Source organism: Microbulbifer elongatus, from assembly GCF_020524885.1.
GTDB classification, from domain to species: Bacteria; Pseudomonadota; Gammaproteobacteria; order Pseudomonadales; family Cellvibrionaceae; genus Microbulbifer; species Microbulbifer elongatus_A.
The window spans coordinates 970,615-990,605 of the sequence record NZ_JAIVKJ010000002.1; the positions used below are offsets into that span (position 1 = coordinate 970,615).

The 19,991-nt window shown below is 55.3% G+C and carries 20 protein-coding genes; 10 read left to right on the plus strand and 10 right to left on the minus strand.

The features are described from left to right. Positions 1-9: 9 nt before the first annotated feature. Positions 10-963 carry a magnesium/cobalt transporter CorA gene (gene corA, locus LC059_RS11555; RefSeq protein ID WP_226704005.1) on the minus strand — a complete coding sequence of 318 codons (954 nt, stop codon included), beginning with the start codon at positions 961-963 and terminating at the stop codon, positions 10-12. Positions 964-1,131: 168 nt separating this feature from the next. Next, positions 1,132-1,569, minus strand: a complete 438-nt coding sequence (locus LC059_RS11560) for a host attachment protein (protein ID WP_226704006.1) — start codon at positions 1,567-1,569, stop codon at positions 1,132-1,134. A gap of 168 nt (positions 1,570-1,737) precedes the next feature. Between LC059_RS11560 and LC059_RS11565 the strand changes: the two genes are divergently transcribed. Both LC059_RS11565 and LC059_RS11570 read left to right on the plus strand, forming a co-directional pair. After that, positions 1,738-2,154 carry a CBS domain-containing protein gene (locus tag LC059_RS11565; protein ID WP_226704007.1) on the plus strand — a complete coding sequence of 139 codons (417 nt, stop codon included), beginning with the start codon at positions 1,738-1,740 and terminating at the stop codon, positions 2,152-2,154. A 379-nt stretch (positions 2,155-2,533) separates the two neighbouring features. Beyond that, complete coding sequence (locus LC059_RS11570) at positions 2,534-3,250, plus strand: hypothetical protein (RefSeq protein ID WP_226704008.1); 717 nt, start codon at positions 2,534-2,536, stop codon at positions 3,248-3,250. A gap of 41 nt (positions 3,251-3,291) precedes the next feature. Here the strand turns inward: LC059_RS11570 and LC059_RS11575 are convergent, their stop codons facing one another. Continuing rightward, positions 3,292-3,672 (minus strand): hypothetical protein, encoded by a 381-nt coding sequence (locus tag LC059_RS11575; protein ID WP_226704009.1) that lies wholly within the window; start codon positions 3,670-3,672, stop codon positions 3,292-3,294. A 254-nt stretch (positions 3,673-3,926) separates the two neighbouring features. Between LC059_RS11575 and LC059_RS11580 the strand changes: the two genes are divergently transcribed. Continuing rightward, on the plus strand, positions 3,927-5,054 hold the full coding sequence (locus LC059_RS11580) for an S-(hydroxymethyl)glutathione dehydrogenase/class III alcohol dehydrogenase (RefSeq protein WP_226704010.1): 1,128 nt from the start codon (positions 3,927-3,929) through the stop codon (positions 5,052-5,054). A 12-nt stretch (positions 5,055-5,066) separates the two neighbouring features. Beyond that, the gene (gene fghA / locus LC059_RS11585; RefSeq protein ID WP_226704011.1) at positions 5,067-5,909 is read left to right on the plus strand and encodes an S-formylglutathione hydrolase; all 843 of its coding nucleotides are present in this window, start codon (positions 5,067-5,069) and stop codon (positions 5,907-5,909) included. Positions 5,910-5,941: 32 nt separating this feature from the next. On the opposite strand, the gene LC059_RS11590 is transcribed toward fghA, so the two are convergent. The 5 genes from LC059_RS11590 to LC059_RS11610 form a co-directional block, all read right to left on the minus strand. Beyond that, positions 5,942-6,553 carry a hypothetical protein gene (locus tag LC059_RS11590; protein ID WP_226704012.1) on the minus strand — a complete coding sequence of 204 codons (612 nt, stop codon included), beginning with the start codon at positions 6,551-6,553 and terminating at the stop codon, positions 5,942-5,944. Between the two features lie 57 nt (positions 6,554-6,610). Further along, positions 6,611-7,264 carry a DsbA family oxidoreductase gene (locus LC059_RS11595; RefSeq protein ID WP_226704013.1) on the minus strand — a complete coding sequence of 218 codons (654 nt, stop codon included), beginning with the start codon at positions 7,262-7,264 and terminating at the stop codon, positions 6,611-6,613. Between the two features lie 431 nt (positions 7,265-7,695). Continuing rightward, entirely contained in the window at positions 7,696-8,058 is a 363-nt protein-coding gene (locus LC059_RS11600; protein WP_319005108.1) for a BON domain-containing protein, read from the minus strand. Between the two features lie 82 nt (positions 8,059-8,140). Beyond that, positions 8,141-8,338, minus strand: a complete 198-nt coding sequence (locus LC059_RS11605; RefSeq protein ID WP_226704014.1) for a hypothetical protein — start codon at positions 8,336-8,338, stop codon at positions 8,141-8,143. 94 nt (positions 8,339-8,432) lie between these two features. Beyond that, positions 8,433-8,609, minus strand: a complete 177-nt coding sequence (locus tag LC059_RS11610; protein ID WP_226704015.1) for a DUF1328 domain-containing protein — start codon at positions 8,607-8,609, stop codon at positions 8,433-8,435. Between the two features lie 479 nt (positions 8,610-9,088). Between LC059_RS11610 and LC059_RS18120 the strand changes: the two genes are divergently transcribed. The 6 genes from LC059_RS18120 (at position 9,089) to pelA (ending at position 17,371) form a co-directional block, all read left to right on the plus strand. After that, positions 9,089-9,541, plus strand: a complete 453-nt coding sequence (locus tag LC059_RS18120) for a hypothetical protein (RefSeq protein WP_413231558.1) — start codon at positions 9,089-9,091, stop codon at positions 9,539-9,541. Between the two features lie 9 nt (positions 9,542-9,550). Beyond that, complete coding sequence (locus tag LC059_RS11615) at positions 9,551-10,189, plus strand: mechanosensitive ion channel family protein (protein WP_413231559.1); 639 nt, start codon at positions 9,551-9,553, stop codon at positions 10,187-10,189. A gap of 120 nt (positions 10,190-10,309) precedes the next feature. After that, positions 10,310-12,517 carry a DPP IV N-terminal domain-containing protein gene (locus LC059_RS11620; RefSeq protein ID WP_226704016.1) on the plus strand — a complete coding sequence of 736 codons (2,208 nt, stop codon included), beginning with the start codon at positions 10,310-10,312 and terminating at the stop codon, positions 12,515-12,517. A gap of 164 nt (positions 12,518-12,681) precedes the next feature. Further along, positions 12,682-14,808 carry a TonB-dependent siderophore receptor gene (locus LC059_RS11625; protein WP_226704017.1) on the plus strand — a complete coding sequence of 709 codons (2,127 nt, stop codon included), beginning with the start codon at positions 12,682-12,684 and terminating at the stop codon, positions 14,806-14,808. Between the two features lie 87 nt (positions 14,809-14,895). Next, complete coding sequence (locus LC059_RS11630) at positions 14,896-16,035, plus strand: PepSY-associated TM helix domain-containing protein (RefSeq protein WP_226704018.1); 1,140 nt, start codon at positions 14,896-14,898, stop codon at positions 16,033-16,035. 139 nt (positions 16,036-16,174) lie between these two features. Further along, positions 16,175-17,371: a pectate lyase gene (gene pelA, locus LC059_RS11635; RefSeq protein WP_226704019.1), complete on the plus strand. Its 1,197-nt coding sequence runs from the start codon at positions 16,175-16,177 to the stop codon at positions 17,369-17,371. A gap of 100 nt (positions 17,372-17,471) precedes the next feature. Here the strand turns inward: pelA and LC059_RS11640 are convergent, their stop codons facing one another. Both LC059_RS11640 and LC059_RS11645 read right to left on the minus strand, forming a co-directional pair. Beyond that, the gene (locus tag LC059_RS11640; RefSeq protein ID WP_226704020.1) at positions 17,472-18,491 is read right to left on the minus strand and encodes a cytochrome d ubiquinol oxidase subunit II; all 1,020 of its coding nucleotides are present in this window, start codon (positions 18,489-18,491) and stop codon (positions 17,472-17,474) included. After that, the gene (locus LC059_RS11645) at positions 18,488-19,882 is read right to left on the minus strand and encodes a cytochrome ubiquinol oxidase subunit I (protein WP_226704021.1); all 1,395 of its coding nucleotides are present in this window, start codon (positions 19,880-19,882) and stop codon (positions 18,488-18,490) included. The genes LC059_RS11640 and LC059_RS11645 overlap by 4 nt, the downstream gene beginning before the upstream one ends. Positions 19,883-19,991 lie beyond the last annotated feature (109 nt).

Genomic DNA, 19,991 nt, shown 5'->3' on the forward strand with positions numbered 1-19,991 from the left:
GTGGTGTATCTACAGCCAACCCTTCTTTTTGAAATACAGATACGGCGCCATGCCCGCCATCAGCATCAACATCAGCGCCCAGGGATACCCCAGTAGCCACTCCAGCTCCGGCATATGTTCGAAGTTCATGCCATAGATACTGGCGACCATGGTGGGGGGGAGGAAAACCACGGCGGCGATGGAGAAGATCTTGATGATTTTGTTCTGCTCGATGCTGATAAAACCCTGGGTGGAGTCCATCAGGAAGTTGATCTTCTCGAACAGGAAGGTGGTGTGGGACATCAGGGTGTCGATGTCGCGCAGGATGCCCCAGCAGCTTTCGCGCAGTTCCGGGTCGTCTTTCAGGTGGCGCTGCAGGAAGGCGATGGAGCGCTGGGTGTCCATCAGGCACAGGCGGATTTTACCGTTGGAGTCCTCGAGCTTTGCCAGGTGGTCAATGGCTTCCTCGAGGTCGGCTTCCTCGTCTTCCAGCACCAGGTGGCTGACTTCGCCCAGGGTCAGGTAATTGTCCTCCAGCGCATCGGCGAGGTTTTCCACCTTTTGCTCGAACAGAAGAACCAGCAGTTCCTGAGCGTTGTGGGCTTCCACCTGATTGCGGCGGGCGCGCATACGCAGCAGACGGAAATCGGCCAGTTCGTTGTCGCGCACGGTGATCAGGCGCTGGGGCTGGAGGATGAAGGCGGCAGTGGAGGTATCGTGTCGCCCCTCGCTCTGGGTCAGGTAGAGGGAGTGTACATGGATGCCTGCCGCATCAATGAAGTAACGGGCGGAAGACTCGATTTCGTCGATGTCGTCGGATTCCGGCAGTTCGGTGCGCAGCAGCTGCTCCAGCAGATCACGCTCGTTCTCTTCCGGATCCTGCAGGTCGATCCAGGCGGCATCTTCCAGGGGTTGGCTTTGGTAGTCGCTACCCGCGTAGGTTTCTTTGATCTTGCCGCGTTGGATCTGGAACAGTCTCAGCATTCCCGCTTCCCTGCATTAGGTATGGGTTATCGGATTTTTACCGGGTCATGCCCCGGCTTAGTGCGGAATGGTGTCAGGCTGTCGGTAACAAATCAATTGCCGCCAAGTTGCCGCCACAAGAGTGGCGGCGCTGTTCACAAAATCGGGCTGGTCGAATTTTATGCGAATCTAGAGCCACGTCGGCAATTCTGCGCGAATTTTCTCAGTGTCGCAGGTTGTGAGGTTCTTGCGCGATTCACCGGCAATGGCGGCGAGACAGGGGGAGGTCATGGATGTGCGCAGACTGCCGGCCATTGAGGGCTCCGCGACGATATATAGCCGGTCGAAGCGGCCTTCCTGACGGCCTTTCTCCAGGGTGTGCGCGATTTCGCGGGCGAACTTCTGCGCGCCCTGTTTGCGCAGACTGGTGGGCTCAGCCATCGCGTGACGGCCGAGACCGTAGCTATCGAAGCTGCGCCCGGGAGCGTCACTGAGCAGTTCCTGCCCTTTCATTCGCCCTTCCGGGTAAACCAGAGATTCTATTTCGTTGAGTGCACCTGCACGTTTTTCCGCTTCAAATACGCGGGCATGAGTATGGTTTGCTACTAGAACCCAAGCTTTTGACATGGTCGTTCACCTCTGATTTTTCTGCGTGTTACCGCGTTGGGTTTACCTTCGAATGGTAGGGCGGAAGCAGTCGTGATCGTAGGCTTTACGTTGGTCTCACCGGGCTCGCTGTTCACTATCCTTTCTCCAGACAGACGCAAAAATCTATCGCCAGATGGGAGGTGGGAAATGAAAGTCGAGCAAGCCATGCACCGGGGCGTTACCTGGTGCTCCCCGGATACCTCACTGCAGGAAGTCGCTCAGCTACTGCGGGACCACGATGTGGGCGCCATTCCGGTGGGTGAAAATGACCGCTTGATCGGCATGGTCACTGACCGTGATATCACCTGCAGGGCGGTTGCAGAAGGTTGGGACTTAGGCAGCAAGTGCGCCCGGGATGTAATGACGGAGCATATTGAGTACTGCTACGCCGATGAAAACATGGAACAGGCCATCGACCATATGCAAGCATCGCAGATCCGCCGTTTGCCGGTGGTGGATGGGGCAAAACGGATGGTGGGCATGCTGAGTATGGGAGATATCTCCCACTCGGTAAACGATGATAGCTGCCAACGCTATGCCGCAGCCGTATCGGCCCATCACTAGGGTTTCATGAAGGCGTCACGTTAGCGGTTACGTCTTTTTTAAGAAAAGACGTCTCTTCGAAAAAAGGTGTGTATGCGCTCACTGCGCCAGCTAGTGGGCGTATTTCATGGTCTTTGCACGGGCTTTGAGAGGAATTTAGGTGTACTTTAGGTGCAAGCGCACTTCGTTTGTACTGGGCTGACGTATTTGGGAGCTCAAAAATACACTTATTGCTCGGGACTACTCGGGACTAAGTGGTACTGTTTCTCGGAATCTTTTGACAAGGTTTGCAAGGTGGCCCACAGGTTGCAAGGGATATGGCGTTAATCGGTCAGTGTATTACCTGTTAGCACCTGGGTGCTTTCAGTGTGGCCAACCTGGAATATCACGAGCGAAAATCATGTCTCAAAGAAATACGCGCCACCCTCTTCTTGCCTCCACCGTATTTTGTCTGTCACTCGCACTCACCGCAGTCCTGTCCCCGATGGTAAACGCGAAAGCTAGTGCCAGCTGGCTGGGCTACGGAAGTGAGGACCCGGTTATTCGGCTGGCGGTAACTCCGGTAGAGATTCATATTGATGCACCGACCCCCATGACTGGGAACAACCTCGAGCTGCTGCTTGCGCTCTCTGGTAGCGAAGGCGGTCTGGGAGGATTGCGGGAGAAGGCGAGCCGAGAGTTCAGTCTGTATCTGGATCAGCAGGTGCAGGAACGGTTTGGCGAGTTTTTCGAAGATGAGCGGGTGCACCTGGTAGATAGCCGAGCACCTCTCACCCTGCACACCAAATTTGACATCGCCATTCGCCAGAAAATTCTCGATATTTTCAGCAGCAAAGACTTTGACCTTGAGAAGGGTACCATGACGGCCTACGGGACTTTCCGTTACCGTCTGCAAGGCACATCGGGTGCGCTGGTCCTGAAAGAGGGGACCGTCGATCTTTCTGAGCTGAAACTGCGTGCCCGCTACAGTACTCGCGCCCCCAAAGATGGTGGCGTTGTCGAGGATACAACTCGCGAGGCTACCGAGCGTCTGCTGGCGGATATGGCGGAGGAAGTGCTCGATGAGATCGAAGATGCGTTAGAGGCTGATTCTCTGTTGGAGTTGGCCCGAAGATAAGTTCGGGCCGGTTATCTTATTCCCGGTCGATTCGCTCTACTTCAACGAATGATTGGCTGGCCGCGGTACATTCTCTGTGGAGGGGTGGGGGTTCCTCTGCCATCGTGTAGTGCCAACTCCTCTCCATAGATCATCTCGTAAATATCCTTTTTCCCCTGTTCCTGCAAAACTTTCTGGCCCCGATACAGGCGCTCGGGCGGCTCCTCCCCGGTCAGGAAGGGGCTGCCTTTCAGGGCTTCCAGTTGGCCAATTAATGACAGGGATTCTGCATCCTTACTGCGGTGCTTGAGTTCGGCGAGTTGCGTTTCAAAGTCAAAGTCCGAAAAGCGCAGGTTGATATCGAACTCTGCCTGAATACGCTTGCGTAATTTACGCAGGGTGTTGAGAGCCTGGGAGGTCATCAGCCACTGGTGATCGGTCATCGAGTTTCAGCCCTTGTGTGATTTTTATGCCTTTTCGGTCGTTGCTTAATAACAATTGAGCAAAGTGCGGGCCAACTTTTCGTTGCGGTGAACTTTTGGGAGCAGGGCCCGGCTGCCTTTGGGAGCACCAGTAGAGTGCAATTAGGCGACAGCTGCCCTTGGGGTGTGCAAATGCGCGGCGTCAGGGAGTATCGATCTGTTAAGCTTTGCCACAGACTCGGCGCTCGCCGGATAACAAACAATGAGGATTCGATATGTCTGCAGAACCCATCAAGTGTAAAGCGGCCGTTGCCTGGAAAGCGGGTGCCCCGCTCTCAATTGAAGAAGTGGAAGTGGCGCCGCCCAAAGCGGGGGAGGTGCGGATCAAGCTGATAGCCACTGGTGTCTGCCATACAGACGCGTTTACTCTCTCTGGCGATGACCCGGAAGGTGTATTCCCGGCGATTCTCGGCCATGAAGGTGGTGGCGTGGTTGAGTCGATTGGCGAAGGCGTAACCAGTGTGGCAGTGGGGGACCATGTGATTCCCCTGTACACGCCGGAATGCGGCGAGTGCAAGTTTTGTAAATCCGGTAAAACCAACCTGTGCCAGAAGATCCGTTCCACCCAAGGGCAGGGCCTGATGCCCGATGGCACTACCCGCTTTTCCATCAATGGCGAGCCTATCTACCACTATATGGGGACATCTACATTCTCCGAGTACACGGTGCTACCGGAGATTTCTGTGGCCAAGGTGAACAAGAATGCACCATTGGAAGAAGTCTGTCTGTTGGGTTGTGGTGTAACGACTGGAATGGGAGCGGTAGCGAATACCGCCAAGGTGGAAGAGGGGGCTACCGTTGCCGTATTTGGCCTCGGCGGCATCGGCCTCGCCACCATTATCGGTGCGCGCCTGGCGAAAGCGGGGCGGATCATTGCCATTGATATCAATGAAGGTAAATTTGAGCTGGCGAAAAAGCTCGGTGCTACCGACTGTATTAACCCGAAAGACTACGACAAGCCGATTCAGGAAGTGATTGTCGAACTGACCGACGGTGGGGTGGATTACTCGTTCGAGTGTATCGGTAATGTGAATGTCATGCGCTCAGCCCTGGAGTGTTGTCACAAGGGCTGGGGGGAATCGGTGATTATTGGTGTGGCCGGTGCCGGCCAGGAAATTTCCACTCGACCTTTCCAGCTGGTCACCGGTCGCGTGTGGCGCGGTACCGCATTTGGGGGTGTGAAAGGGCGCTCCCAGTTGCCAGAGTATGTGGAGCGCTATCTCGCCGGGGAATTCCAGCTGGATGACTTTATCACTCACACGATGCCGTTGGAGAAAATCAACGAGGCCTTCGATCTGATGCACGAAGGCAAGAGTATCCGCAGCGTGATTCACTACAACTGAGGTGACCTGAGCATGGTAGAACTTGTCAGCAAAACCCAGAGTTTCGACGGCAGCCAGTGCCAGTACAGCCACCGCTCGGAAGTACTCAATTGCGAGATGCGGTTTTCGATATTCTTGCCATCCCAGGCGGAGAAAGATCAGCGCTTTCCCGCATTGTATTGGCTCTCTGGACTGACCTGCACCGATGAAAATTTTTCCCAGAAAGCGGGTGCCCAGCGTATGGCTGCGGAGCTGGGTATTGCCCTGGTGATACCGGATACCAGCCCCCGCGGCGATGATGTGGCGGATGATGAAGCTTACGACCTGGGCAAGGGCGCGGGCTTTTATGTGAATGCCACCCAGGATCCATGGAAGCCGCACTACCGCATGTACGATTACGTCGTGGAAGAGTTGCCGAAACTGGTTGAGCAGCATTTTCCGGTGAGTGATCGCCGAGCGATCAGTGGCCACTCCATGGGTGGACACGGTGCCCTGACGATTGCGCTGAAAAACCCTGACAGCTACACCTCGGTTTCGGCGTTCAGCCCGATTTGTAACCCTATCGCCTGTCCCTGGGGAGAAAAAGCGCTGGCTGCTTACCTGGGGGCGGATAGGGCGCTTTGGGAAGAGTACGATGCGACCGCGCTATTGAGCCGTGCGACGGAACGGCTGCCGATTCTGATATCTCAGGGAGAAGATGATCAGTTCCTGGAAGAGCAGCTGAAGCCCAGTGCACTCAAGACCGCCGCTCAGGCGGCGGGATACCCGCTGAAGCTGGAGTTTCATGCGGGCTACGACCACAGTTACTACTTTATTGCGACATTCATCGAGCAGCACCTGCGCTTTCACGCGGATTATCTGCTGCATAACGATTAAGGTTTCAAGCCCGCAAACCTGCTCCTGGGGATTTAGTATCCCCAGGGTGCCGGTGGTGTTGCCACCGGCTTGGTCAGGTCAAACTGCACGCGAAACTCGCGCCCGTTGGGGCGAGTAAGCTCATAAATGAAATGCTGGTTCGGGTGAATCTCCATTGCCCAGGTATTTTCCAGTGACGCGTTCAGTCCTTCCCGCTTGAAAGTGCTGATGGATTCCTCATCTACAGGAAACTCCTGACGGTTCTCCGTTCCTTCGCTCGCGGTATCCCCGCCATACATGGTCACAGCATCTTCAGTGCCATCTTCGTGGCGATGATCGTGCTTGAGTCGCAAGCCGTCGTTGGTACGCGTCAGGATCCAGGTGCGGGAATGGTCATCACCCACGTGAAAGGGGATGCGGATTTCGTTTTGGGGGGCGTCGCAGCCGCGAACATGCATCACCAGTTCCTTGCCCTCAAAGGGATCCTGCTGATCGGAGCGCGGCTCGTTTGCAGTAATTTTTCCCGCGAAGGCCTTTCCGCAGTAGTCGGCGATATGTGCAAGAAAAACATCGACGGGCTTTTGCTGGGAAGGCTGCGGGGTGCAAGCAGAGGCCAACAGCGCGCCAAGGAAAAGAGCTGGGGCCTTACTGGTCGGTTTAATCATCAAGGTTAGCCGTGTAGGTGTAAACAAAGACACCGGAGAAGTTTAGGACAGGGCAATTCAGGTAGCAGATTCTGTGAGCTGTTGCAGTTGCCGCTCAAATTCACTGACTTCCTGGGCACCACTGATAGCGTATTCGTGATTGAACATAAACAGGGGGACGCCGCGGATTCCCTGCATCAGCAGTTGCTCTTCGCGGGCGAGGGTCTGCCGGGCGATCGCCGTATCGTTTAGTGCTTGCGACGCTTCTTCCCGGTCAAGCCCAACGGCTGCCACCGCATCAAGCAGTACGCTCTCGTGGTTGAGGCTTTTGCCGTGGGTAAAGTAGTCCTCAAATAGCTGCATTTGCAGCTCGGTCTGGCGTCCAGTGGGCTCAGCCCAGTGCAGCAGACGGTGGGCATGATTGGTGTTGTAGATGCGCATCTCATCGGAGAAGTTAAAAGTAAAACCCAGCTCGTGGCCGATCGCTGTCAGCCGTTCTCTGTTTTCTGTACTTTCCTCATTGGAGATACGGTATTTGCCAGTAATATGCTCGCGCAGGTTTTCTCCGGCCTCCACCATTTCCGGGTTTAACTCGAAAGGATGCCAGACGATATTGAGGTCGAAATGATCGGGGAATTTGGCGAGTGCCTGCTGAAGGCGTTTGTAGCCGATGACACACCAGGGGCAGACGACGTCAGAGACGATATCGATTCTCAAGTAGGACTTTGTCATCGCAATCGGCCTTCTTTCTTCATTATGTTTATCGGTATCTCTACATAATGACCGGGGATTTCTGGCGTGTAAATATACTTTAGCTACACGAAAGATACGACCTTCCCTGGGGTGCTACCGCCCATCACGCCCGCATGTGAGTACTCACTAATGTCTGGGGGCTGAGCTGGGGCACCTCTCCCAGTTTATGCGATCCCCATGGTTTTGCCGGTATTGCGGGCGTTGGAAAGGAAATAATGTGACTTGGTAGACACTAAGTGACAGAGGAAGACTCCCCCTGTGACAGCTGGACACTATCGATATCCCAATTTATCGATATCCCAATTTTATGGCGCGCGAAGCAAAAAAAGGCCGGAGCAAGACCGGCCAAGGGATGGGGTGGTTGGGGGACAACATAAGATCCTGTGAGGATTATTCGCTCTGGCTCTAGATTAGCCAGAGACTTTCAGTTTGTTCTCCACTTTTTCAACACCATTGGTGTTGCGGGCAATGGCTTCCGCAAGGTCTTTCTCTGCGCCGGACTGAGCGAATCCGCGCAGAATGATCGTGCCGTTTTTCGAAGAAACATCGATGTCTGTGCCCGCGATCTCTCTATCCATGAGCAGGCGCGTCTTGACCACGGTGGCGATTTTCGCATCGACATACTTGCGGTTAATTTTTTCGCCGATCGGTTCTCGATTGGCGATTGTCAGCTTGTTGTTCACGTTCTTTACACCATCGATACTGGCAATAAGCTCCTCAGCAAGTCGACGATCAATATTACTTTCAACCTCACCGGTGAGCAGACCTTGGATCGATGGTCAGACTCTTTGGTGTATTGCCGCCGTGAGGATCCACCGGCAATACACCAAAACTCATTCCACCCGGTGTTCAGGGTTAGCAGTCGGTGTCTTTGGCGTTTGCCTCTTCTTTGACATCTTCACACGCGTCTTCGATGGCGTTGCCGGTACCAGTGATCGTTTCATCGATGGACTCACCGATAGACTCCGCGGTTGGCTCTTCACTGCACGCGGCGAGGCTGCTCGCGATTGCTACAGACATTGCCACATAAATAATTTTGCTGAAATTTTTCATATTGTTTCTCCTGGTCTTCTAATAAGATTTCTGTAAAACGTGGATGGATGCAAGTAAGTTATCAATAGTTTTGCTGGGACCCTGGAATAGCAGTTTACGGGCGAGGGCCTCGCCCCCTGATGGCACCGGCAACGAGCGCGGTTAACCACAAAACAATGAAAACAAAAAAGATAATTTTTGCGATACCTGCAGAAGCGCTGGCAATTCCTCCGAAGCCGAATAATGCGGCGACCAGTGCAATGATCAGGAATGTGATCGACCAACCGAGCATTTCTTTTCTCCTGTGTGATTCGATTCATCTATGAGATGTACACCGAGGTCATCGCAAGGGGTGTACCAACTTTATACAGGCCGCGTGGTTGCTGGATATCGGCTGGTTTTGCGCGAATTTTGGGCGGGGATGATCGCCGGTAACAACTAAGTAAACCTGCAACTTTTTCATGGCACTGTGAAAAATTTACCGGGTGGTGTCTGCCAGTGAAAGGTAGAGACCCAGAAAAGCCGGGTTTCGCGCAATATTGCGTGGCATCAAGGCGGGATTTACCTTGGCACCCAAGTTGCACCTTCTATACAGAATCACGATTTTCACTGTAAAACAGCAGAAAAACGGTGCTTGCAAATATGCACCTGCGCACTGGTCTTGGAGTTTTAAAGCGGCTGCTCATTACGCTTGGCCTGTGCCTGGCGACTTCTATTGTTGCTGTGCCGAGTTTCGGGGTCTCCAGCTTGGTTGACACTGCCGAAGCCGGAATGAACGGGTCCGAGGCGGAGAAAACACTGAGTAACAAGCAGTTGGATCAGCTGATCAAAATCCTGGGAGACAAGGAGCAAAGAGAGCAGTTCATCCGTAATCTGGAAGGGTTGAGGCAGGCGCAAGCCGAAGTGTCCAGCGAGAATCCGCTTGCCATAGCCGATACCACTCTTCCCGAGGAGGCCGCTAGCCGACTTGTGGATAAGTACGGAGAAGTGCTGGATGGAATGGGAATCAGCGCGAACAACGCCATCAAGTTCTCGGTGACGTTTGGGATGCTATTTTTCCTTACCATCATGTCCCTGCTGGTCGTATTGTCAGAAATCGGCGTTGATGTAATGCCCCTGTTGGCGGGTGCTGGTGTACTGCGTATCGCCATTGGTTTCGGTGCGCAGACCCTGGCCAAAGATTTTCTGGCGGGCTTTACGATTCTTATCGAAGATCTTTTGTAGGTGGACGATGTGGTTACCGTAGGAGGGCCGACGGGTATTGTTGAGAGGATTACCCTGCGCAAAGTGGAAATGCGCTCTCTGGATGGGACTGTGCATACTGTCCCGTTTAGTGAAATCAGTATTGTGGATAACCTTACCAAAGACTTCAGTTATTACATGCTGGAAGTGGGGGTAGCCTATCGGGAAAACACCGATGAAGTGATCTCCATCCTGCTCGATGTCGATCGGGAGCTGCGTGAGAGTGAAGAGTACGGACCTTCCATTCTTGACCCCCTGGAGGTTCTGGGTGTGGATCGATTTGATGATAGCGCCGTGGTGATCAAGGCGAGAACACGGACGCGGGCCCATGAAAAATGGTTTGTCGGCCGAGAATTCAATCGCCGTATGAAGTTGGCGTTTGATGAGCGCAATATTGAAATTCTCTTCCCCCATCAGACTCTGTATTTCGGCGAAGCGAAAGATGGCCAGGCGACTTCAGCAGATATCCGGGTTCTGCCTGCCGAGCGGAACCAGAATGACAGTGAACAGAAGGGAGAGAGCGGTTCGGTTGCAGAAACCTCCAGTGCTGCTAGCGCGAAGCGTGATGCAGCCCCTGATATTCGCGCTCGTCGTTCTGACATTGTCGGTGAGGGGCAATACGACGATTAGTATCGGTGGTCACCCGTTTAGTCAGGGCAAGACTGCGCTCAGTTTCTTGACGGCCAACTACAAATTCCCGGTGATTTATGTCATTTTTACCGGATATTCTGAGTAGCAGTCGAAGTAGATATGAAGCGTTTTACCCTGTCCCTGTTTGCCGCCACTTTCGCGGGATTTTGCTCTGCCGAGCAGCTCACAATCGAGCGAATATTCTCCGATCCCGCGCTGAGCGGCACAAGCCCGCGTGCACTGCAGTATTCCCCGGATGGTAGCCGGGTCACGTTTCTCAAGGGGCGTGAAGAGGATTACAACCGCTACGACCTGTGGGAGTACCGCCTTAAGGACGGCGAGACCCGCATGCTGGTGAACTCTGACAAGCTGCACTCCGGCGAGGAAGTTCTCTCCGACGAAGAGAAGGCTCGCCGTGAGCGCCAGCGGATTTTCGGCAGCGGCATTATGGAGTACAGCTGGTCGAAAGACGGCAAGTCCCTGCTGTTTCCACTCGCCGGCGATGTGTTCTACTACCGACTCGAAAACGGCAAATCGAAGCGTCTGACCGAAACCGAAGCCTTTGAAACCGATGTGCGCGTTTCTCCCCAGGGGAATTTTGTTTCCTTCATTCGCGACCAGAACATTTATGTCGTGGACCTGGATTCCGGAAAGGAGCGACAGCTCACTACCGATGGCAAGGGCGCAATCAAAAACGGTATGGCCGAGTTTGTCGCCCAGGAAGAAATGGATCGCATGACCGGTTACTGGTGGTCGCCGGATGAAAAGCGTATCGCCTACCTGCAAGTCGATGAGAGTCCGGTAGACGAAGTCACCCGCAGTGAGATCTACGCTGACCGCATCGATATGATTAAACAGCGTTACCCTGCTGCCGGTCGTCCCAATGTCAAAATCAAACTCGGGGTGCTGGATCTCGACAGCGGTAATACCCAGTGGCTGGATCTGGGGAAAAATGAAGATATCTATATCCCGCGGGTCAAGTGGGCGCGTGACAACCTTCTGTCCTATCAATGGCAGAACCGCAGCCAGAACAAACTGGAGCTGCGGCTTGTGGATATCCCCAGCGGAAAAACCCGCAACGCACTGGTGGAAACCAGTGATACCTGGGTGAACCTGTTCCACGACCTGCGTTTCCTGAAAGGCAGCGATCGCTTTATCTGGGCTTCGGAGAAGGATGGTTTCAAACACCTCTACTTGTACGACTTCTCCGGCAAACAACTGGCGCAGTTGACCAGTGGTGACTGGGCCATTGATGAGCTGGAGGCACTGGATGAGAAATCCGGTAAGATCTATTTCTCTGGGCGCAAGGACACCCCGCTAGAGCGCCACCTGTACGTGACCGACCTGGAAGGTAGCGGCAAGGTTGAAAAGATCTCCTCCCGCGCGGGCATGCACAGCATCGAGTTTGCCGACGATGCCTCTGGCTATATCGATACCTATTCCAATCCCACCACCCCGGCCCAGGTCAGCCTGCACGGTATTGATGGCAAGCGCGTGACCTGGTTGCAGGAAAACAAGGTAGAAAAAGGTCACCCGCTGTATCCGTTCATGAGTGACTGGATTAAGCCGGAATTTGGGGAGATCCAGGCACCGGAAGGACATACGCTTTACTACCGGATGTACAAACCGGCGGGCTTTGATCCCAAAAAATCCTACCCGACCATGGTCTTCCTCTACGGCGGGCCCCACGCGCAGCTGGTCACCAACAGCTGGGATAGACCCTTCAACCAGTTTATGGCCCAACAGGGGTATGTCGTATTCACTCTGGATAATCGCGGCTCCGCCAATCGCGGCAAAAAATTTGAAGACCCCATCTTCAAGAAAATGGGCAGCGTGGAAGTGGACGACCAGGTTACGGGAGTGAAGTTCCTGCGCACCCTGCCGTTCGTGGACCCCGAGCGCATCGGTGTGTATGGCCATAGCTACGGCGGCTACATGGCGCTGATGACCATGTTCAAAGCCGGGGATTACTTCAAGGCCGGTATTTCCGGTGCGCCGGTAACCGACTGGGGCCTGTACGACACCCATTACACCGAGCGCTACATGGGCAACCCGAATACAGTGCCGGAAGCGTACGAGGCATCCTCGGTGTTCCCCCACGCCAAAGACCTGAAAGGTCCGTTGCTGATTTACCATGGCATGGCGGACGACAATGTGTTGTTTACCAATACCACCAAGTTGATCAAGCAGCTGCAGGACAACGGCCAGCAGTTTGAGTTGATGACCTATCCGGGTAAAAAGCACAGCCTGCGGGGCAAGGAAACCCGCAAGCACTGGTATCAGATGATGAAGGACTTTTTCGATCGTACCTTGAAAGCATCGGATTAGGATTGAAGAGACCAGCTAGAAAGGGCTTCCTCGGGAAGCCCTTTTTTATTGCCTGCAGAAAGGGATTGCGCTCATGCTAATCTAAATGAGAATCTGTTGCATTATCGATAGTAGGTGGTTACACTCCGCTGCAAATTAAAGGGGTAATTCCTGGGGACTCGATTATGCAATCCAATCTGTTTGCCAGCTCTGTGCTGGCCGTCGCGCTTGCCGCGGCCAATACCGTCATCGCCGCTGAGGCCAAAAAATCTGACAAGCTTGCCAGTGTTGAGAATGTCGAGGTGGTCGGCGAGCAGGTGGACTCCTACCTGCTGGAAGACCTGGACACGGCTACCGGCCTGGGGCTTTCCATCATGGAAACCCCGCAATCTGTTTCCGCTATCGGCAGCACCCAGCTGCAGGATTTCAACATGTACAACCTGAACGATGCGCTGCTGGCAGTGCCCGGGATTCAGGTAGAGAGCGTGGAAACCGACCGTACTTACTACTCTTCACGCGGCTTCGATGTGAGCAACTTCCAGGTCGACGGCGTGGGCCTGCCGGCTACCTATGGCAACCGCAATGGCAAGACCGACACCTCTATTTACGAGCGTATCGAGGTTGTACGCGGTGCCAACGGTCTGATGAGCGGCGCGGGCAACCCGTCTGCGACCGTCAACATGGTGCGCAAGCGACCTACGGAAGATTTGCAGATGTCCTTCAGCGCCATCGCCGGCTCTTGGGATAACCTGCGCGTGGAAAGTGATATCTCCGGTACCTTGACCGATGGCCTGCGCGGTCGTCTGGTGATGACCAAGGAAGAGGGCGAGTCTTATCTCGACTTTTATGCCATGGACAAATCCGTCGTCTACGGTGCACTGGAGAAAGATCTGGGTGAATCGACGTTGCTGACCCTGGGGGCCAGTTACCACAGTAGCCTTGCGGACAGCCCAATGTGGGGCGCCTTGCCGCTGGTATACAGCGATGGTTCCGCCACCGACTATGACGTATCGGCTTCTACCTCTGCCGAGTGGGCCTATTGGGACAATATCGAGAAGGAAGTCTTTGCCGAGCTCAAGCACGAGTTCGCCAATGGCTGGGAGCTCAAGGGCTATTACAGCACCGCGGATATCGAGGGCGACAGCAACCTGCTGTACATGTACAGCCTGCCGGACGCCGAGACCGAAGAAGGCCTAATCGGCTACGCCAGTGAGTACACCCTGGACGCGGAACAGGATGTTTTTGACCTGCGCTTATCCGGTACCTATAGCTTGCTGGGTCGCGAGCACGACCTGCTGTTTGGTTACAACTGGTCCGAAGGCACCACAGCGGAAACCTCATTGTACGACTACACCAATGGCTTCCCGTGGATTGGTGACTTCACCGAGTGGCAGGGCCAGACGCCGGTGGTTCCGGTCTATACCGACGGCCTGACCGGCAGTGATTTCAATGACGAGCAGAGCGCCGTGTTCGCCGCGACCCGTTTCCATGTTACCGATAGCCTGAGCCTGGTCGGTGGCGCGCGCGTAGTGAACTGGAAAGCCGAAGGCGAAGGGTACGGCACCAGCAAAGTTACCGAAGTCGATGGCAAGGTGCTGCCCTATGCCGGCGTTGTTTACCGGGCTACCGACAACTACTCCCTGTATGCCAGCCACACCGAAACCTTCCGCGCCCAGGATGATATCGCCGAGGACCTCAGTTTTATCGACCCCACCGAAGGCGTGAATGACGAAGTGGGTGTGAAGGGCCAGTTCCTCGACGGCAAGCTGATGGCAACCCTGGCCTACTACCAGACCCAGCAGAACAATGTGGCGGAATTTGCAGGGCAGATGCCGGACCCGATCAACGACCAGGTCATGATCGATTTTTACGAGGGTCGCGATTACGAAAGCGATGGCTTTGACCTCACGGTGAGTGGCCAGCCTGTCGATGGCCTGAACTTGGAGTTCAGCTACGCCAAGGTGAATATCGACAATAAGGCGGGCAATGGCCTGAACCGCGACTTTATTCCGGCCCAGACTGTGCGCCTGTACGCCAGCTATCGTCCGGCCATGCTGGACCGGCTGAAGGTGGGCGGTGGCCTCAATTGGCAGGACGACATTTCCCGCACCCATGCGGCAGGGCACCTGATCAAGCAGGAGGCCTATGCCACCTTGCAACTGTTTGCCAACTACAAGGTGACCGAGCAGCTGAGCGTCTCACTCAATGGTGAAAACCTCACCGACGAGAAATACATCAGCAGCCTGTACTGGGATCAGGGCTTTTACGCAGCACCGCGCAACATTAGCGCATCGGTGAACTGGCGCTACTGATCTGCGCGGAGGTTGAGGGAATTTCCTGGGGCGGCGGGCCTGTTCACCGTCGTCCCGTTTGTGCATTTAAGTACCGTGTAAAAAATCATGAATAAAACCCTGTTCAAACTGCACAGCTGGATGGCGCTGGCCGCGTTTGTACCGCTGCTGGTGATCTGTGTTACCGGCAGTATCCTGGTGTTCAAACACGAGATTGACGCCGCGCTGCTCGCGGACAAGGTGCGTGTGGATTCCGCCGGGCGCGAGCGCCTCAGCCTGGATACGCTTGAAGCCTCCGTGCAAAGCAACTTCCCCAACTACGAGGTAGTGGGCTGGGCGCTGTTTCAGGACAAAGACCGTGCGGACCTGGTGTACACCATGCAGCACGGTACCGACGAGTGGACCTATGCCCTGGTGGACCAGTACACCGGCGAGCCATTACGCCCACCCATGGGGCTGACTCACCACCTGACCGACTGGCTACTGGATCTGCACTTTACCCTGCTGCTGGGGGACTGGGGCATGCTGGTTACCAGTGTCTTCTCCATCCTGCTGTGCCTGCTGGGCGTTACCGGATTTATTCTGTACCGCAAATTCTGGAAGAGCTTTTTCACCCTGCGCTGGAATGCGCGGATGATCGTGTACTTCTCCGACCTGCATAAAATGACCGGCATCATCGGCGCGCCTATCCTGCTGATACTCGGCTTTACCGGAGCCTGGTGGAACATCACCCACTTCGCCCACGAGTGGGAGGAGCACGCGGATGGCCATGCGCACTACAAGATGGCCGAGCGCCTTTACAGCGATGACCTCTCCCTGCAGGGACTGATGGACGATACCGGCAACCGCATCCACAACTTCGAGACCACCTACATTTCCTTCCCGTGGGAGCCCGGCGCCAACTTTACCTTTTGGGGCGATGTGCACACGGGCAATCCGTTGGTCAGTGAGTACGCCAGCAACGTTACCTACAACGCCCAAAGCGGTGAGCATATGCTCAGCTACGATATCCGCGATGCCGATCTGGGCGCGGTCATTGTCGACAGCTACCGCCGCCTGCATTTCGGCAACTTTGCCGGCCTGGTGAGCAAGGTTCTCTGGTGTGTGATTGGCTTGTCACCGCTGCTGCTGTCGATTACTGGTGTATATATCTGGTACCAGCGCCGCGAGAAGCGCCGCAATGCGCGCCACAAGAGGAAAGAGAAGCGTCGCGCCAAAGCCGCGGAGCTGGCAGGGGCCACCACCTGAACTGCTGCCACAGATCCACAGAGCCGGGCGTGTCCCGGCTTTTTTGTGCCTGTTTCCTCCTTGTGGGGCTTTTGCTACTATCGTTTGGCCTTACCAAAAATAATTTTCTGCCTGACAGAATCCCATAGCGAGTCCCCGTATGAACGTCTCTCGTCACCCGATCCGTCGCCTGCTAGCCTGCGCAGTGATGGCGCTGGCTGCCTCTGGCTGCAATGCCAAGTCGGGCCCGCTCGACCTGCTGCAACCGGCCAGCACCATGGAAGAATACCGGGCCATGTCAGAGCAGCTCTTCCGTATCGATCAGGCCGCGATCGAGGCCGAGGCAAAAGCTGCCGGTCTGGACAAGGCGCCCAAGCCCAAAAAAGCCAAGCGTTTTGGGTTTGATGCGAGAAAGGCAACCACGGATAGCGAATTCATCGCCACCGCACAGGGGCGCCAGGTCGCGGAAAACGTGCTGAGCTTCCAGACACCATCCGGCGGCTGGTCCAAGCGCACCGATATGGGGGTGCCCCGGCAAAAGGGACACCAGTTCGGCGTCGAGAAAAATTACATTCCCACCTTCGACAACCTCGCCACCAGTACCCAGTTCTGGGTGATGGTGAATGCCTGCAACAGCCTGAAAGAAGCACGCTACTGCGATTCCGCCGCGCGCGCGCTCAAGTACATCCTGATTGCCCAGTATCCCAATGGCGGCTGGCCGCAGACGTTTCCACTGCGGGGCAAGTACCACGATTACATCACCTACAATGACACCGCCATTACCAGCCTGCTGACGATTGTCGCCGCCGCGGCCAATGGTGATCCGCGCCTGGAATTTATTCCGGGTGCATTGCGTGCGCTCGCGCAGAACAGCCTGCAGCGGGCACTGAATATGGTGGTAGCCACCCAGGTAAAGGTAAACGGTGAGCCGACCATCTGGGGGGCTCAGCACCATGTGAAGAGCTTCGAGCCCACTGCCGCCCGCGCCTTTGAGCCGGTGGCCCTGGCCACCAGTGAAAGTGCCGACCTGGTGCTGTTCCTGATGACACTGGAGCAGCCACCGGAACACGTTCAACATTCGATCGAAAGCGCCAGCGCCTGGTTTGAGAGGCACCGCATCAATGGTCTGAAGTACCGCCGCGACGGTTCCCTGCCTTCACTGATACCGGAAGAAAATGCCGATCCACTGTGGGCACGCTTTTACGATATTCACAGCGACCGCCCGATTTTCGGTGATCGCGATGGCAAGGTGTATTTTGATGTGGATAAAGTGTCGGCAGAGCGTCGCCAGGGGTACGCCTGGTATACCGAGCAACCTCATAAAGTGCTCAAGCAATACGCCAGATGGAAGCAGTAACAAACCCATCTTGTAGGAGCCTGCCTGCAGGCGAACCAAAAGCCCCGGATGATTCTCCGGGGCTTTTCTTTTTCCTATGTCAGCCTTCAAACGCGAATGGCTAGTGATAGTGCAGGTCCGTCGCCTTGCCGTGGAAAACCCGGTAAGAAAAGAAGGTGTACATCAGAATCACCGGCACCACGATCACCGCCCCCACCAGAATAAACTGTAGTGACTCCCGCGCACTGGCCGCTTCCCATATATTCATCTGGCCAGGGACAATATCCGGAAAGAAGCTGAAGCCGAGCCCGCTGAAGCACAGCACAAATATTCCTACCACCAGTGCAAATGGCAGTGCACTGTGGCGATCTGCTGTCTTGGGTAAGCGGCGCAGCAGCAGATCATTGGTGATAAAGCCGATAAAGCACAGTGTGGGAATTAACAGGACAAACATCACCAGGGGGAAGGTAAACCAGCGGTCAAATACCCCGGGGTTTACCAGCGGATTGACCAGGCAAACGGCAACCACTCCGAGCAGCGATGCGCGGCCGGCTCTTCTGGTCCAGCGCACTGCGCGTGTTTGCAATTTCGCTTCTGTCTTCAGTACCAGCCAGGCAGCGCCGATATAGCAATAGGCCGCCGTCACCCCGAATGCGCTGAGGCCACAGAACAATATAGCGGACAGGCTCTGGTCAAACCCCATTACATACTGCCCGAGCATATAGCCCTGGGTCAGTGTAGTGATCAGAGAGCCAATCTTGAAGGTGCGGTCCCACGCGAGTTTGTGATCCACCGCTGCCTTGGCGCGGAAGTCAAACGCCACTCCCCGCATGATGAGCCCGATCAGCATAATTGCCACGGGAATATACAGCTGCATCAGGATCAGGCTATGGGCGGCAGGAAAGGCGATCAACAGCAGGCCCACTGCCAAAACCAGCCAGGTTTCATTGGCGTCCCAGAAGGGGCCGATAGACGCGATCATGGTATCCCGTTGTCGCTCGTCTTCTTCACCCATGGGGAGAAGAATCCCCACACCCAGGTCGTAGCCATCGAGAATCGCGTAGGCCAGTACCGCGAGGCCCATGAGGCCGATAAAGACTACCGGTAGCCAGTCGCCGCTGTGGTTGATGACTTCGTTCATGCGGCACCTCCGGCGCGGTTAGATGTTTGCGCGGAGTGGGGCAGGTTGGTCAGGCTGCCATCGGCAACGGGTTCCGCGGTTTCAAATTCTTCTACATACACAGACTTGAGAGCCATGCGTTTCAGTGTGTGGATATACGCCCACATCAGGATGACATACACAATCAGGTACAGTGCGAGCGACAGGCCCACATTGGCGGGTGCCACCGGAGTGACCGCGTCGGCGGTCTTCAGGATGCCGGTTACCAACCAGGGCTGGCGCCCGATTTCGGTGACATACCATCCCGCCAGTGTCGCCACCCAGCCGGAAAAGGTCATGGCCACCAGTAACTTCAAAAAGGGTTTGGGTAGCGCTTTCCTACGACGCAGCAAGTAGCAACCGGCCCAGGCGGTTGCGAGCATCAACAGCCCCATACCGACCATGATGCGGAAACCGAAAAACATCGGTTTTACCGGAGGGTGATCGCCTTCAAATTCATTGAGCCCCGGAATTTCCCCGTCCGCCTTGTGGGTAAGGATCAGGCTGGCCAGCCTTGGAACGCCCACTTCGAAATGGTTGCTTCGGGTTTCTTCGTCCGGGATGGCAAACAGCAGCAGCGGTGCGCCGTGCTCGGTTTCCCAAACGCCTTCCATGGCGGCAATTTTTTGCGGCTGGTGTTCAAACGTATTGAGTCCGTGCAGGTCGCCGACAAAGGCCTGTAGCGGCGCGAGCACTGCCGCCAGAATCAGTCCCGTTTTCAGGGCCAGCCTTGGCGCCTGCTTGCCATCGCCTTTCAGAATTCGGTAGGCGGAAAGGCCGCATACAAAAAATGCCGCGGTGAGTCCTGAGGCCAGTAGCATATGTGCCAGTCGGTAGGGGAAAGAAGGATTGAAGATCACTTCCAGCCAGCTGGTCGCGTGCACTACACCGTCGCGTATTTCGTAGCCCGTCGGTGTCTGCATCCAGGAGTTCAGTGCAAGTATCCAGAAAGCCGACAGAGTGGTGCCGATGGCCACCATCAGTGCGGAGAAAGTATGTACCTTGCTGGGAACGCGCTTGATACCGAACAGCATAATGCCGAGAAAGGTCGCCTCGAGGAAAAACGCCGTCAATACTTCGTAGCCAAGCAGCGGCCCGGCGATATTACCCACAGTTTCCATATAGCCCGGCCAATTGGTGCCGAACTGAAACGACATGGTGATACCGCTTACCACGCCCAAGGCAAAGGTCAGCGCGAAAATTTTTACCCAGAAACGGTAAGCGCGCATCCACACCGGGTTATCGGTGAGATCGAAGCGAAGTTTGAAAAAGAACAGAATCCAGCAGAGCGCGATGGTGATGGTGGGAAAGAGAATGTGAAAGCTGATGTTGGCCGCAAACTGTATGCGCGACAGGATCAGTGTATCCAGCATAGGCACCTCTAGAGAGCGCCGCATCCGGAGCGGATGCGGCTAAAACTGCGTGTGACTTGGGCGGGCCGGTGTCACACGACCGGCAAACAAGGAGCGGCGAACGAGAAAC